Consider the following 15,794-nt stretch of genomic DNA (forward strand, 5'->3'; position numbering starts at 1 on the left):
CCCCCAGTTCCTTCGTTCATCACTCTATTTGACCGATCCGACAAAGAAGCTCGCATATTCGCGATCGCGCTCTTGCGTGCGGACGATGACCGTATACCAGCCCGCCTTCGGGAAGGTTACGGTGAAGCCGCTGCCTGCCAGCTGCTCGTACGTCAGCTTCGTCGCGATCGACTTCATCTGGCCTTCGCGGTACAGCCCCGGCTGGTACAGCAGCTCGAACGTGCCCGCTTCGTTGACCGCCGCCTTGCCGCCGACCTTCATGTCGCCGTAGCCGCTGACGCGGAACGTGATGCGGTTCGTATCGAACAGCGCCTGCTCGCCGGACAAGGCCGACAGCAGCGTGCCGTTGCCGAAGATGAGCAGCCCGCCGTTTTTGACGACGACGACGTCCTGGTACGCGACCGTGCGGTTGCCGACCTCGTCGGTCGCCGTGTAGGCGACGCGCTGGCGGCCGAGCTGGCCCAGGTCAAGGCCGCTGATCTCCACCTTGATCTTGTCCGCCGCCGACACATTGTCGGAAGCCTCGTAGCCGCCGAGATCGGCTGCCGCATTAAAGCCGGCCTTGTTCTGCACGATGCCGACGGAGCTCTGCTTCAGCCGCAGCGTCGGCGCGGCGTTGTCGAGGCCCGCTACCGTCACCGGAATCTGCGTGGCGTTGCCGAGCGCGTCGGAAATTGCCAGCGCGGACGTGCCGTTCGTTTCAAAGATGCGAGAGTACGAGTAGGCTCCGCTGTCATCGCTCACCTGATTGCTGTAGGCGCCTGGCGTCCCGATCGGACGCAGGCCGGAGAAGACGGCGTTCGGCGCGGCGATCTTGCCGCTGACCGTCACCTTCATCCTGCCTGCGGCGTATTTCTTGCCGCCGATCGTGGCGATGCGGCTCGCCGGCAGCTCCGCGCCGCTCGCGTCGATGAACGTGTAGGACACGCGCTCCGGCTGCGGACCTTCGCTGGCGATGCCGTCCACCTGCTCCTTGACGACGAGCGTATTGCCGAGCGCGTCGCCGACCGTGAACGAGACCACGCCGTTTTGCGTCACGGCGACGCCGTTGTTCTGGCTGTGCACGACGAAGTCGCGGGCCCCGGCGTCGGCCTTGACGACCGACAGCGTCACGCCCGAGGACAGCACGACGTTGCCGCTGCCGTCGGTGATCGTGCCGAACGTCCGGCTGCCGTCCTTGCCGTAGGCGTAGGAGCGCTCGATCTTGACGCGCGGCGGCGTGCGGTCGATGTTGGCCACGACGGCGGTCGCCTCGCCGGTGTTGCCGGCGGCGTCCTTGAAGGTGAAGGTGAAGCTGCCGTTGTCCGTGAACGTGTAGGCGCTCTTGCCGCCGTTGTTCGTCACGACGATCGGCTCAGTGCCGGTCAGCATCGCCGTCACGCTGCCGTTCGTCTGCACGTTGTTGCTGACCGAGTACTGGATGATGCCGGCCGGAGGCGTGCCGTCGACATGGTTCACGACGACAACGAGCGTCTCCTTGCGCTTCGCATCGTTCAGATCGCTCAGATCGAACGTGTAGAAGCCGTTCTCCTTGACGTTGAAGCGGTTGCCGGAGCGGACCGGCTGCACATGGTTGAGCTTCGACGGCACGATGCGGATGCCCGGCGGAGGCGCGATCTCGATCGTCGCTCCCGTCTGGGCGTTCACCGGCGTCAGCGACGGGATCGTCGCCACCGCATAGACCGGCTCGGCGTCGGGGTCGAAGCCCGCGGCGTCGACCGGATAGACGGCCCCGACCTTGCCGCCCGGCGAGCGGTACTTGACCTGCACCTGCAGCGCGGCCGGATCTCCCGACGGCACCTTCAGGCTGGCGAACGTCGTGTACGGACGCCATTTCAGCCAGGTCGATCCCCCGTCCGGGGACACCGAGTAGTCGTAGCCCGACGGATTTTCCGTCTGCAGCCCCAGCTTGACGATCGCCGTGTAGCCGTCCTCCTCGTCGCCGGTCAGGGAGATGAGCTTGGACGTGCCGGGAGCGGCCGGAGCGTCCTTGACCGGGCCGGCCAGCTTGAACGTGCCGGAGGTGGCCGCCAGCGCGGAGTTGCCTGCGCCGTCCACGGCCTTGACGTACAGGCGGAAGTCCGCCGTCTCGCCCGGCGCCAGCCGCTCCGCGCCATCCAGCTGCGCGACGCGGTCGCTCTTCAGCTCCTGCCAGCCGCCCGAGCCTTCCGTCGGCTCCGACTCCCCTTCGCGCACCCATTGGAACCAGGCGTTCAGGTTGTTCTTGCTGTACAGCTCCGCTACCGTGACGAGCACGCTCTGAATGGGCAGCGGATAACTCAGCCCCTCGAGGCCGAAGCCGATCTGCGGCGGCTCGTTGTCGAAATAGTAGGCCCGGGAGTAATACTGCGTACGGTCGCCGAGCTGCGCCTTCACATGCACGTAGCGGACGCCGCTTTTTCCTTCATCCGGGATCGTATAGCTCGTCCAGCCAAGCTCGTCGGTGCCGAGCGGATCGAGCGGCGAGAACGCGCCGTCCGCAGGACGCAGCGGACTGTCCGACCAGGCGTAGCCGAGCGAATCCGGCAGCGCCTCGCCGATATGGAACGTCAGCTCCGAGCTGCGGACGAAGCTCGCTTTCGGCTCCGGCAGGAATTTCGTCGGCACGGCCTGCTCCGAGCTCACCGTGATCGGCGCGCTCTGCGGCGTGTCGACGACGAAGTTGCCGGCCTGGTCCTCGGCTCTCAGGTAGAGCCAGTAGGCTCCGTCCTCGAACACGTCGCTGTAGGTCGACTGCGTCACCGTATAGGACGGCGCGTCATCGCCGTACACGGCGCCTGCCACCGTCGTCGCCGGCTTCCACTCCAGCTCCTGCGGATCGAAGCCCTCCTTGACCCACTGGTAGCCGATGCTGCGGATGCCGCTATGCGGCTCCTCGACGAGCGCCTCGACCGTGACGTTGGCCGTGCCGTCCGCCGAGACGGATGCCGGCTGCAGCATCGGCTGCTTGTTGTCCAGGCGCAGGATGCCGACCTCATGCGTCCAGTTGGAGTCGTTCCGCTTGAAGTCCTCCAGCTTCCAAAGGTCGGAGTCCCCGTACTGGCCGACCGCCTGCAGCGCCTTGTTGTCGGCGTAGACGGTCTTGTCCGCCTCCGACTCGCCCGGCGCCTCGGCCTTCCATGCCTCGTACTGCTGCGGATGTTGGGCGACGTAGTCCTTGCTCTTGTCGTACTGCATCAGCTCGCGGGCGGTATCCCACGTCATGTCCGCCGTCCACGCATGCAGGTACCACTTGCCGCTGTTCTCCGGCCGCAGCGCCTCGGGCGGCGGCGCGATCAGGTTCGTCTTGTTGTTCGTCACCGACAGCGTGAGGCCGGTCATCTCCGGATACAGCTCCTCCGCAGGCTGCTTGGCCGACAGCGAGTAGCGCTTGATCGCGGCGAAATGGTCGCTTTCCTTGCCCGCGAGCGGATCGGCCGGCGACTGGCTCCACGTGTAATAAACGAGGCCGATCGACGGCGACGCCTCGGCGCTCATGTTGCTCGGCCGGTAGATGCCGCGGCTCGGACGCTCCAGCCCGCGGTCAGGGACGGACGGATCGAGCGGAGGCACGAGCAGGGATGGATCGTTGGCGTCGATCGTCGCTTTGCCGTCCTTGGCGTAGGTCGAGCCCGTAGCTCCGCCCTGCTCGTAGCGGTAGCCGATGATCGGCTTCGTATTGTCGATCATGAGATTGGCCCAGTCGATTTTGGAGTTTACGAGCGACGGCTCCAGATCAAGCGGCGCATTGGCATAGGTTTCCTGGAAATTTGCCGGCTGGATGAGCAGGTTGCCCGCATAGTCCTGGATGACCTCGAGATCGGATGTCTGCGGCGTCTTGCGGTCATGGGACAGCGAGACGACCTTGAGCAGCGGCGTCTCGAGGTCCACGGAATCGCCAATCGTCGCCCGGAATTTCCATACCGACTTGCTGTAGCCGGAGACGTAGTAGGCGCGCATGCCGTTGTTGAACAGCAGGTACGTGCCGTTCTCCTGCCCTTCCCACAGCCGATTGACGATACCCGGCTCGGTGAGCTGCACGCTGAAGTCGATGACGTCGCCTTTGTTCAGCGTCGTGCCGGTCAGAATTTCCGGCTGGATGCCGTTTCCGCTTTTCGTGTACTTCGGACGCACCGCGTCGACGATGACGCGGTAGCCGCCGGACTTGTAGTCGAACGGATCGACGGCGCGGCCGGCAGAGACGACGACCGGCAGGCTCCCCGCGCTCGCCTTGTTGGGGAAGCGCATCGAGGCGACGTTGCCGGCGGCGTCCGCCAGCACGGCCTGCTCGAGCTTCTCCTTGAGCGAGAGGTCCATCGGCAGCGCGTTCAGCGTGCTCGTGTCGACCCTCGGCTCGAGCGGCAGGTTGCCGCTGTTGTGGTACGCCGAGGCGACGTAGCGATAGGCGAGCCGGTCGTGGTAGGTGCCGAGGTTGGCCGCGCTGTACGTCGTGTTCTGCAGGTACTGCTGCTGGCCCTCCGCCGGCAAGCCGGTATTGGCCTGGTTGACGAACAGCGGATGCCTCAGGAAGTAGTCCGAGAAGCCCGCCGATACGGCGGTCGGCCGGATCGGCTCGCTGAAGTTGTAGGCGAGGTCGACGAACTCGTTCTTTTTGACGTAGAGCTCGGTCTGGTTGATCTCGGTGTTCAAGCGCGTCGCCCCGTTGCCGGTGAACGTATAGTCCTCCAGCACGGGACGCTGCTTGTCCTCGAACAGGATGTACAGGCCGCGCACGCCGGTCGGGCCGTCGTCGTCGTCCTGGCCGAAGATGCGGATCTTGATGACCGCGCCCGGCGTCAGCGTCTCTTGCTCCGACTTGTTGTAGATCTGCGTGCTTCCGCTCGTGTCGTCCGTATCGTAGTGCATCAGCTCCCGGCCGTTCACGGTCACGGTGATGCTGGAATTCTCGGAGCCGGAAAAGACGCCGTAATGCTTGCGCAGCACGGCGAAGCCGATCTTAAACGTCGCATGGCCGCTTTGGGCCATCGCCGACAGCAGAGGGTTCTCTCCTACGCGCAGCGTATAGGTCGCGCCCGACTCGTCCGTGAAGACGTCGCCGGCGCCCCAGTCGGCCGACGTAGACGAATCATGCTCCATGTAGAAGCCGCTTTCCATGTTGTTGTAAAAGTTGCCGAACGCGTTCTCAGCCCCGTAGCTGAGGTTCCCGATCCGGTTGCCGAACTTCTGCTTGACCTCGATGTCCGCCGCGGCCGCCTCGGCCGGCTTCACCCAGCCTCCGGACGCCGCTCCCGCGAGCAGGCTCGCCGCCAGCAGCAGCCCAAGTCCCCGCTTGCCTTTTTTGCGCAGCAACACATTGTTGCCCCCCTTATCCCCTTGTCGAACTGAGACGAACGTCCCGATGATTCGACATATTCTGAGACGATTCTAAGAAAAGGGAATAAACGAAAAATAAACAGCCGATAAACAAGCGCAAAAAGAGAGGGTGTCCCGACAGCCTTGGCTTAGGGACACCCTCTTCTAAATGGGTTAACACAAAAAAACTTCCTCTTCCGGGAGGAGTAGACGCCGGCCGGGAAGCGGGCCATCCAAGGCAGAATTGTGCCTTGGATTCGGCTCGCCGGCCGGGAGCCGGGCCATCCAAGGCAGAATTGTGCCTTGGTTCCGGCTCTCCGGCCGGGAACCGGGCCATCCAAGGCAGAATTGTGCCTTGGTTCCGGCCCTCCGGACGGGAGCCGGGCCATCCAAGGCAGAATTGTGCCTTGGTTTCGGCTCTCCGGCCGGGAACCGGGCCATCCAAGGCAGAATTGTGCCTTGGATTCGATTCGCCGGAAACCAGCCTGCACGGAAGCGGAAGGAAACCGAGAAATCAGCGTCAGCCCGCAGTACATGATGCCAAAGAAGAAGGAGCGCGATAAACTCTCCCGTGAAGAAGGACACGCCCTTTCCGTCCGGAGGATTCATGAGCCGGAAAGTGTGTTTGGACAACTGAAAAACAACCGGGGGTTCCGGGGGTTCCGGGGGTTCCGGGGGTTCCTGCTTCGCGGCTTACTAAAAGTAGGCTTGGAGGCCGGGGCGCTTTCCCTTGCCCGCATTCTACTGAAGAAAGCCAGCTGTGTATGCACAAAAACCCCGAATGGAAATGGAGCCGAGGCAACTGGCTTCATGCTTCATCCGAGGTCTTTGCTGTTTTTTGAGATTTTGGGATGTCTCCATTTGCTTTCGGGACAGCCCCTTTTTTGAAGGATTAGAAATGGGCGAAGCCGACGTAGGAGGCGAAGGGCCGGGCGGGAGCGGTGCCCAGCTCGCGGGCGAGCCGCTCCTCCAGCTCCCGGTACTGCCTGGCCGCGTCATGCGTGCGGCCGAGAAACAGATAATGCCGGATCAGCTCCTCGTGGATGTCCTCGCGCAGCGGATCGAGCTCGAGCATCTGCTCGAACAGCGGAAACGCCGCCGCCGGCTTGCCGTCCCGCACGAGCAGCCGCGCCTTGCCCTCCAGCCGCTCCATGCGCTCCCGCTCCAGCCGCCGGGACAGCTCCGCCGCCCATTCGTACAGCCTGCCCTGAAGGAAGCCGCCCGGAGCCGCGGCCTCCGCCTGATCGAACTGCCGCGCGTCCGGCGCCGCCTCGGCGCGGATGCGCTGGACGAGCCGCTCGTACTCGTACAGGTCGCAGTCGACCCTCGCGGCGTCGATCCGGATGTCGTAGCGCCCGGCCAGCAGCAGCGGCTCCAGCCCGGCCTCGGCCAGCGACTTGCGGATGTAGTAGAGCGTCGAGTTGATGTTCTTGGCCGCCTTGTCCGGCTCCAGCCCGCGCCAGAGCGTGTCGGCGACCTCCTCCCGGCTCGCCGTCCCCTTGCACAGCAGATAGGCGAACAGCTCCTCGGTCTTCGGGCTGCGCAGCTTGATCGGCGTCTCGCGTCCGGGGCCGTCCGTGCGGAAAAAGCGGAGGCCGCCGAACATCCGCACGCCGAGCTTCGGCGCCGACGGAGGCGGCTGGGGCGGACGCGCGCGCCGGCTCAGCCGCTCGAGCGTCTTGGCGAGCCGCTCCGCGTTGACCGGCTTGAGCACATAATCCACCGCGTCCTGCTCGAAGGCGTCGACCGCATAGCGGTCATACCCGCTGACAAAGACGATCTGCAGCGGCTCCCGCAGCTGCCTCAGCCGCAGCCCGAGCTCCATGCCGTCGATCTCCGGCATGTTGATGTCGAGGAACGCCACGTCGACGTGATGATCCCGGACGTAGGCGCAGGCCTCGGACGGATGGAAAAAGGTCGCGGCGATCTCCACGCCCCCCAGCTCGCCGGCGATTCTCGCCAGCCTGCGCATCGACAGCTCCTCGTCGTCCACGATGATCGCTCTCAGCATCGGTCATCCTCCTTCTTTCGGTTCGCTCGTCCGGCTCGACGCCGGAATGCGGAACGTCAGCCGCGAGCCGAAGCCCGTGCGGCTGTCCATGCCGAGCCGCTCCCCGTACAGCAGCCGCAGCCGCTCGCTCACGTTCCACAAGCCGACGCCGCCGATGCGCTCCGGCTGCTCGAGCCGGAACAGCATCGCCTGCGCGTCGAAGCCGGCTCCGTCGTCCTCCACCGCCGCATGCACATAGCCTTCGCGCTCGACCACCGTCACCTTCACCTCGCCGCCCTGCGGCCTCGACAGCAGGCCGTGCCGGATCGCGTTCTCCACGAGCGGCTGCAGCAGCAGCGGCGGAAACCGCAGCGCCGGATCGGCCTCGCAGCGCAGCGTCACCTGGAGCCGCGAGCCGAAGCGGGCCTTCTCGATCTCGGTATACGCCTCGATCAGCCTCAGCTCCGCGCCGAGCGTCGACATGCCGTCCCGCTGGCCGAAGTCGAAGCTGCCCCGCAGATAGCCCGACAGATGGAGCGTCAGCCGCTCCGCCTTTTCCGGCTCCTCCACGCATAGCTCGGCGATCGCCCCGAGCGCATTGTAGAGGAAGTGAGGGTTGATCTGGGAGCGCAGGAAGGCGATTTCCCGCTCTCGCGCCTCGCGGACGGACTGCCGCAGCTTGACGAGGCTGCGGACTCGCGCCAGCAGCTCCTCCGCCTCGAACGGCTTGGAGATGTAGTCGTTGGCGCCCAGGTCGAGAGCGAGCCTGCGCTCCTCCTCGCGCCTGCGCCCGGTCAGCATGAGCACCGGCAGCTCAGAGGGCGAGAAGCGGCCCCGCAGCTGCTCGAGCGCATCGAAGCCGCTGCCGTCCGCGAGCGAGACGCCAAGCAGCACGAGGCTCAGCTCCCCCTCCAGCGCAAGCGCCGCGCGCGCCTGCTCCGCGGAGCGGACGCTCACGGCCCGCAGCCCTTCCTGGGCAAGCAGCTGGCACACCGCATGCCGGCTGGCAGCGTCCGGCTCGGCGACGAGCACGACCGTCTGGCCCTTGCTGCCGCCGGCAAGGGCGACAGGCGTTTCGGAGGCCGCCGCCGCCTCCCCTGCGGCCGGCCAGGCGGCCTTGCGGGAAGCGGCAGGATTTTTCTCCAGCAGCAGGGAGAAGCGGAAGGAGCGTCCTTCCTTGCCCGGCAGCGGCTGAAGCGCCAGTCCGCCCTGCAGCTCGATCAGCCGGCGCGTGATCGACAGCGCGAGATCGGCAGCTTCCCCGTCTGCGGCGGCGAGGCATGGCGCGACATCCGGATCCGGAGCGGGCCTCGGCCGGCCGTCGAAATCGACGGTCACGACCGCGAAGCCGAGCTCCTCCTCGGCCGTCACCTCGATCCGGCCTTCTTCCGCCCGCAGCGCCGCCCGCTCGACCAGCCGGTGCAGAATCTGCTCGAGCCGATCCTCGTCCGCATAAACAGCCGCCAGCGTTTCCGGAACTCCGTTCGCCAGCTCGATCAGCCTGCCGCTCAGCAGGAAGCGATGCAGCTCCAGCACCGAGCCGACCGCGGAGCGGAGATCGAGGTTGCGCGGCTCCGGCACGATGTCCTCATGCTTGAGGCGGGAGAAGTCATGCAGATCCTGCACGAGATAGCCGAGACGACGGCCCGTGCCGGCGATCAGCGCAAGGCTGCGCGCGGAGCCGGGAGCAGGCCCGCCGGCATGCGCCAGGCTGTCCGCCAGATGCACGATGTCCTGCAGCGGAGCTTTGAGCTGGTAGGTCGTCGACGAGAGGAACTCATCCTTTTGCCGATCGAGCCGCAGCAGCTTGCGATGCATGCGCTCCATGTCGCGGAACGCCCCGTAGAAGCGGTAGACGATGACGAGAAACACGACGAGGCTGAACAGAATCAGATAGATCTGGCTGATCAGCAGGGAGCCCAGCATCGACATGCCGAACAGCAGGCAGCCGTAGGAATACAGGTTGAGCAGCAGCACGGCGAGCAGCAGCAGCAGCGACTCGTAGCGCTGGCCGCGAGGAGCGGCGAGATGCCTCGCCGCAGCGCTCCACAGCACCCGGGCCATCAGCACATGCTCGAGCAGGATCGTGACGCGGTACAAGGGGAGATACTCGCGGATGCTGAGGAACGGAAACAGCACCAGGCTGCCCAGCAGCAGGAGCGCGAACAGCTTCGTCAGCCGCCGGTCCGCCCCTTTCCCTTGGAGCAGCATCATCAGGTAGAGCGAGACGAGGAAGCCGGCCAGCGCGCTCATGTCCTTGATCGTATACAGCGTCTGGAAGGAAAGCCCGTCCAGCAGCAGGGCAAGCGGCCGCTCTCCGAGCAAGCCGTTGAAGACGGCCATCGTCACGCAGGTGAGGCCGAACAGCAGCAGCGGCTCGTCGCGCTGGCCGTACAGCCATACCGCCGCGAACAGCACGAGATGGATGAGCCCGATGACCGCCAGCACGACCGCCATCGCCGACTCGCGGATCAGGCTGCGCTCATGGGCTGCGTTGATCGCCTCCTCCTTGCCGAAATAGAGCGACATCGGCACGCCCGCATCAATATAATCGTAATTGGCCGCATGCACGATGATCTCCGCCTCCGAGCCCTTGATCTCGACGACCGCCAGGCCGGGAGAATTGCCCGGAACGTAAGCTTCCGCCGAAAGGGCGGGCTTGCCGTCCTCGAGCACGAGCCGGCCGTCGACGTAGATCGCGCTGGCGAAGCGGATGTTCATCTTTTTGATCCTGTACACGCCCGGCTCGGACAGATGGGTCAGGCGCAGCCGATAGGTGGCCGCTCCGTAGACGGGCCGCTCCGCGCCTGCAGCCCGGCTGCCGCTCCATACGCCCGGCACCTCCATCCACGAGCGCTCTCCCCGCGGCGTCTCGCCCGGCTGCAGCAGCTCGTTCCAATAAAACTCCCATTCCCCGTCCAGCGCGATCCGGCCGGAGCCGTCCCAGCCCGCCAGATCGATCACGCCTTGCTCCGCCCGGAATGGCTGCTGTCCGCCCCATCGCTCCGAAAAGATGCCCAGCGGCAGCCAGATGCCGAACAGCACGACGATCCCAACGACGCCCAACCCCTTACGCCACAACCGTTCCGCCCCCACCCACTACTTACATATCAATATTTCCAGGTCTTATTTATCGGCTTCGACGAGGCAATCGTGAAGAGGCGGAGGACAATCGCTTGACGGCTCCGCGTCTTCGCTGCTGGTACAAAGCGTCCCGTCCTTCTTGGATCGCGCCTAGAACCACGAGATAGATGTCCTCATATGATGAATTAATTCGCTTCATTCACCTAGACCTGCCATGCGTTACCCTTCGTTCCGGAAGGAGATTCACCGATGCTCAAATCCAAGTCCAAGATCGCCGTCCAGGTGACCCAAGGAGGCCACGGAGCCGACGATGCGATCGTGCTCGGCGAGTCCGTCCTCAAGCATCACAAGATTCCGTCCGGCACTCCGATCGCGCTCCGGTTCGGCTCGTACCGCACCGCCGTGCGGGTCGTATCCGGCGGCAAGGGCGACACGATGCGGCTGCCCTCCGCGCTGGCCCGCAGCCTGGGCATCCACGGAGCCGTCTCGCTGCGGCTGCACTTCCGGCCGAGCACCCAGACGCTGTCGCTCGGCCCGCTGATCGGCGTGCTCGTCAGCCGCGACTATCCGCAGCAGCCCGATCGGCCCTTCGGCTCGATCACGATGTTCTGCCGCGAGCTGGTCGACGCCTGCGCCGCGCAAGGCGCCCATGTATACTTCTTTACGCCCGAGGCGGCCGGTCCCGGTCCGCGCATCGACGGCTGGGTGCATGGCGACGGCGGCTGGCGCAAGGCGAGCCTGCCCGTGCCCGACGTCGTGAACAATCGGCTGACGGCGCGCAAGCTCGAGAACCGTCCGTCCGTCCAGCAGCTGTTCAGGGAAGCCAAGTCCCGCTACGGCACGCAAGTGTTCAACGAAAAGTTCCTCGACAAGCATGAGGTGTTCGATGCGCTCGGCAAGGACCCCTCGCTCGGCAAATACTTGCCGGAGTCGCGGCTGCTGAAGAGCTTCGCCGATCTCAAGACGGTCTCTTCCCGCCACGCTACCGTCTTCCTCAAGCCGGTGCGGGGCAGCCTCGGCAAAGGCATCATCAAGGCGAGCCGGATGGAGGGCGAGGGCATCCTCGCCACCTACACCGCCCCGACCGGCATCCGGCGGCAGGCGTATCCGACTCTCGCCAAGTTCTACGGCTCGCTCGGCGGCAAGATGAAGACGGTCCGCTACCAGCTCCAGCAAGGCCTGACGCTGATCGACATCGGCAAGCGGCCGGTCGACTTCCGAGCGCTCGTGCAGCGCAGCGGCACCGGCGCCTGGATCGTCACGTCGGTCGTCGCCCGCACGGCCGGCAGCAATCACTTCGTCTCCAACCTGGCTCGCGGAGGCACGCTCAGCCGCGTCAAGGAGGCGGTCGGGCGCAGCAGCCTCGCTCCCGGCTACAAGGCCGGCGCAAGCGCCAAGCTGGAGAAGGCCGCGCTCGACATCGCGAAGGGGATCGAGGAGCGCATTCCCGCCCACTTCGGCGAGCTCGGCATCGACCTGGCGATGGATACCGGCGGCCGCGTCTGGCTGCTGGAGGTCAATTCCAAGCCGTCCAAAAACGACAACACGCCGCTCGAAGGGGGCAAGATCCGCCCCTCGGTGCGGAACATGATCCAATACGCGCGTTACTTGGCCGGCTTCCAATAGCGTCCGGCCCGCCAGCCCGCCGCCGGTCCGCCGGCAGCAGCAGCTGAACCCCGTGAGGAGGAGCCCGCGATGAAAAGCGATGCAGGCGTAATCGGAGTATGGATCGGAAAGGCGCCACGGCCGGACGGCTCCGGCAGGCTGACGGTTCCCGAGGACGGATTCCTCGCGGCTCTGGCCGAACGGGCCGCCGAGCTGCGCCTGCCGCTGCATCTGTTCGCCGCGGAAGGCTTCCGCGCCGAAACGGGCTCCCTGACCGGCTACGTCCGCGAAGGCGGATGCTGGCAGGAGCGGGAAGTCGCGCTGCCGGCCGTCGTCTACGACCGCTGCGGACCGAGCGGAGCGTCCAGCCGTCGCTTCAGCGAGCTGCAGCTGGAGCGGATGCGCCGCCTCCATCCTCATGCGCGGCTCAGCAGCTGGCTGCCCGGCAAGCTCGCGCAGCTGGAGGCGCTGCGCCGCGCCGGCTCCGAGCTGGCCGCGCTCGCGCCGCCGACCCGCCTGCTGAACGGGGCGTCCTCCGTCGCGGAGGCCGCGCGCGAATGGGGAGCAGTCTTCCTCAAGCCGGACGGCGGCATGCAGGGACGCGGCGTCCTCTCCCTCGGTCCGGACGGCAGCGGCTGGCTGCTGCGCGGCCGCGCCGGGGACGGCCGGACGCTGGCCGCCCGCTTGCCCGACCTGGAGGCGGCGGCCGAGCGGACGGAGCGGCTGGTCCGCGGACGCCGCTACATCCTCCAGCCGCAGCTGCCGCTATGCGACCGCCAAGGCCGGCCGTTCGACGTGCGGGCGCTCGTGCAGAAGGACGGGCGCGGACGCTGGCGTCTGACCGGCACGGCGCTGCGGCGCGGACGTCCCGGCGGCATCGCCTCCAACCTGCACGGCGGCGGCGAGGCGCTGCCCGCCCGCGACGGCCTCGAGCTGCTGCTCGGCGCCGAAGGGGCGGCCCGCTGCTCGGCCGAGATCGACCGGCTGGCGCTGCTTGCCGCCGAAGCGGCCGAGAACGCCTTCGGCCGGCTCGCCGAGCTCGGCCTCGACTTCGGCGTCGAGCCGGACGGCCGCCTCTGGCTGCTGGAGCTCAACTCCCGTCCCGGCCGCGACGCCTTCTCGTCTTTTCCCGGCGGCATCGCCCGTACGGCGGTGGAACGCCCGCTGCTCTACGCCCGCCTGCTGGGCGCGCGCCCTGTCCCGGAGCGTTCCGGCGCCCGATCGTCGGCCGCTCCTTCGCGATAAATCGACCCAACCTAGCGACAGAACGTTCAGGAGGTTCATCATGAGTCTTACTTTGTGCAACGTGCATTTTTCGGATAAGAAGGACCGTGTCGTCTATGTATCCGGGCCGCTGTACCGATCGCTCAAGCTGTCGGACAAAAAGAAGCTGCAGATCAAGCTCGGCCGGGAGACGGTCACCGCCTCGGTCAAGGCGGTCAAGCGCGAGGGCAATCATGTGTTTCTCAGCTCGGCGCTCCGCCAGCAGATCCGCGTGCCGAAGTCGGGCAACGTGTTCATGCTGCACGCCTCGGAGAACGAGGTGCAGCTCGGGCCGCTCGTCGGCATCCTGAGCGACGGTTATGTCAGCTCCTCCCTGCCGTTCGGCTCGCGCACAGGCTTCATCAAGGACCTGATCCGCATCGGCGAGAAGAAGGCGTATTTCTTCGGCTTCACCCCCAAGGACATCAATTGGTCGCAGGAGACGGTGAACGGCTATTTCCTGAACGCCGACGGCTCCTGGTATCGCAAGACCGTGCCCCTCCCCGACGTCGTCTACAACCGGCTGCCGAGCCGCAAGGCCGAGACCGGTTCCTATATCAGCTCGCTGCGCGAGCGCTTCGTCCGCAAGGGCATCCCGTTCTTCAACTGGAGCTACTTCAACAAGTCCGACGTCTACAAGCTGCTCGACAAGGACGTCGAGGCGCTGCGCCATCTGCCGGAATCCGTCTCCGGTCCGAGCGACGCCAAAATCAAGGAGCTGCTGGAAAAGCATCACTTCGTCTACTTCAAGCCGAGCGGCGGCAGCCTCGGAGCCGGCATCTACCGGCTGACGTACCAGCCGAAGCAAGGCTACTTCGCCCGCTACCGCAGCGGCGGCAAAAACGTGCTGCTGCGCTTCGGCACCTTCCAGGCGCTCATGCGCACGATGCACGCGCGGCACGGCAGCTCGTTCGGCGGCTATGTCGTGCAGCAGGGCATCCGGCTCGTCGAGATCGAGGGCTGCCCGCTCGATTTCCGCTTCCACATGCACAAGAACGGCCGCAACGAATGGGTGACGGCGGGCATCGGAGCGAAAAAAGCCGGCAAGGGCAGCGTGACGACGCATATCAAGAACGGCGGCGTGCTCATGACGCCGGGCAACGCGCTCTCGCGCACGTTCGGCAGCCAGGCCGGCGAGGTGCTGGAGAAGGCGAAGCGCGTCGCGGTCAAGATGAGCGAGGCGATCGAGCGCAACTACCCGCATCGGCTCGGCGAGCTCGGCCTCGACCTCGGCATCGACAAGGACGGCGAGGTGTGGATGTTCGAAGCCAACGCCAAGCCCGGCCGCTCGATCTTCAAGCATCCGGCGCTCAAGCCGGAGGGCCGCGCCTCGCTGGAGTACATCCTCGAGCACTGCCTCTACCTGAGCCGCTTCCGGGGGAGGGACAGCTGATGGAATACGAGCTTCCGTACGGATTTTCAGCCGAGCTGACCGCGCGCAAGCCTGTGCTGGCGATATTGACGATGTCCGATCCGAAGCTCGGCTTCCGCGGCAACCGGGCTAATTTCGCCGATCTGGTCCGTACCGGCAAAGAGATGGGCTTCATCGTCTACGTGCTGCCGATGCGCTACCTGAAGTTCTCCCAGCCGATGCTGACCGGCTTCTCGCTCGCCGACTCGGCGGGCAAGGGCGGCGAGTGGGAAAAGGGACTGTTCCCTTTCCCCGACCTCGTCTACAACCGCATCCCGCAGCGCGAGGATGAGCTCATGCCGCGCGTCCAGCGCAAGCTGAAGCTGCTGCTCGCGAGTCCCCGCGTGAAGGGCGTGTTCAACCCGTCCTTTTTCAACAAATGGGAGCTGTTCGAATGGCTGCGGAAATCGCAGGCGACGAAGCGCTACATCCCGGCGACGCGCCGGATGGCGACCGTGGGCGGACTCGACCGGATGATGAGCAAGCATCCGTACCTGTACCTCAAGCCCGTCAGCGGCAAGGCCGGCAAGGGCATCATGACGATCCGCGTCTATCCGGAGAAGCCGCTGCCGTACCGGCTCAGCATCCAGAACCGGAAAAAAAGCAGCACCTATAATTGTTCGACGGTAACCAAGCTATGGGCGCGTATCCTGAAAGAGAGCGGCGGCGCAACGTACATCGCCCAGCAAGGGATCGACCTTGCCTTGTACCAGGAGCGGCGGTTCGACCTGCGCGCGCTCGTGCAAAAGAACGGCGCCGGCCAGTGGTCGGTCACCGGAGTCGGCGCGAGGGTCGCCGGCTCCAAGAGCATCACGACCCATGTGCCGCGCGGCGGCAGCATCGAGGATCCGGAGAAGCTGCTCAGCCATGCGTTCGGCGCGGAGAAGGCGCGCCAGCTGATCAGCCGTGCGCGCAGCGCCTGCGTGCAGCTGGCCCGTCAGATCGAGTCGGCCAGCGGCCATAGCCACGGCGAGATGTCGATGGATCTCGGCGTCGATGCCGCGGGCGGACTGTGGTTCTTCGAAGCCAACTCCAAGCCGATGAAGTTCGACGAGCCTCATATCCGCAAGAAATCGCTCGAGCGCATCTTCCATTACGGCAGCTATCTGATGCGCTCGCCGAAGCCGGGAAAGGCTGGAGGCGCTTGAC

General features: G+C 65.8%; 7 protein-coding genes and 1 pseudogene. 5 read left to right on the forward strand and 3 right to left on the reverse strand.

What is annotated here, in order from left to right:
* Window positions 1-24: 24 nt before the first annotated feature.
* Window positions 25-5,292, reverse strand: coding sequence for a hypothetical protein (locus H582_RS0114655; protein WP_028599116.1), 5,268 nt, complete (start codon window positions 5,290-5,292; stop codon window positions 25-27).
* Window positions 5,293-5,769: 477 nt separating this feature from the next.
* On the opposite strand from H582_RS0114655, the pseudogene H582_RS32905 reads away from it, so the two are divergent.
* Window positions 5,770-6,051 (forward strand): annotated as a pseudogene (locus tag H582_RS32905) (transposase); the annotation flags it as partial.
* A 133-nt stretch (window positions 6,052-6,184) separates the two neighbouring features.
* Here the strand turns inward: H582_RS32905 and H582_RS27765 are convergent.
* Window positions 6,185-7,303: a response regulator gene (locus H582_RS27765; RefSeq protein ID WP_052333295.1), complete on the reverse strand. Its 1,119-nt coding sequence runs from the start codon at window positions 7,301-7,303 to the stop codon at window positions 6,185-6,187.
* 3 nt (window positions 7,304-7,306) lie between these two features.
* Window positions 7,307-10,363, reverse strand: coding sequence for an ATP-binding response regulator (locus tag H582_RS0114670; protein ID WP_164820131.1), 3,057 nt, complete (start codon window positions 10,361-10,363; stop codon window positions 7,307-7,309).
* Between the two features lie 252 nt (window positions 10,364-10,615).
* Between H582_RS0114670 and H582_RS0114675 the strand changes: the two genes are divergently transcribed.
* From H582_RS0114675 to H582_RS0114690, 4 genes are all read left to right on the forward strand, one after another.
* The gene (locus tag H582_RS0114675) at window positions 10,616-11,992 is read left to right on the forward strand and encodes a YheC/YheD family endospore coat-associated protein (RefSeq protein ID WP_043111398.1); all 1,377 of its coding nucleotides are present in this window, start codon (window positions 10,616-10,618) and stop codon (window positions 11,990-11,992) included.
* 69 nt (window positions 11,993-12,061) lie between these two features.
* Window positions 12,062-13,216 carry a YheC/YheD family protein gene (locus H582_RS27770; RefSeq protein WP_052333296.1) on the forward strand — a complete coding sequence of 385 codons (1,155 nt, stop codon included), beginning with the start codon at window positions 12,062-12,064 and terminating at the stop codon, window positions 13,214-13,216.
* 40 nt (window positions 13,217-13,256) lie between these two features.
* On the forward strand, window positions 13,257-14,627 hold the full coding sequence (locus tag H582_RS0114685; protein WP_028599119.1) for a YheC/YheD family endospore coat-associated protein: 1,371 nt from the start codon (window positions 13,257-13,259) through the stop codon (window positions 14,625-14,627).
* Complete coding sequence (locus H582_RS0114690) at window positions 14,627-15,793, forward strand: YheC/YheD family endospore coat-associated protein (RefSeq protein ID WP_028599120.1); 1,167 nt, start codon at window positions 14,627-14,629, stop codon at window positions 15,791-15,793. Before H582_RS0114685 ends, H582_RS0114690 begins: the two co-directional genes overlap by 1 nt.
* The last annotated feature ends 1 nt before the right edge of the window (window position 15,794 follow it).

Origin of the sequence: Paenibacillus pasadenensis DSM 19293 (genome assembly GCF_000422485.1) — a bacterium.
Lineage (GTDB): Bacteria > Bacillota > Bacilli > Paenibacillales > Paenibacillaceae > Paenibacillus_O > Paenibacillus_O pasadenensis.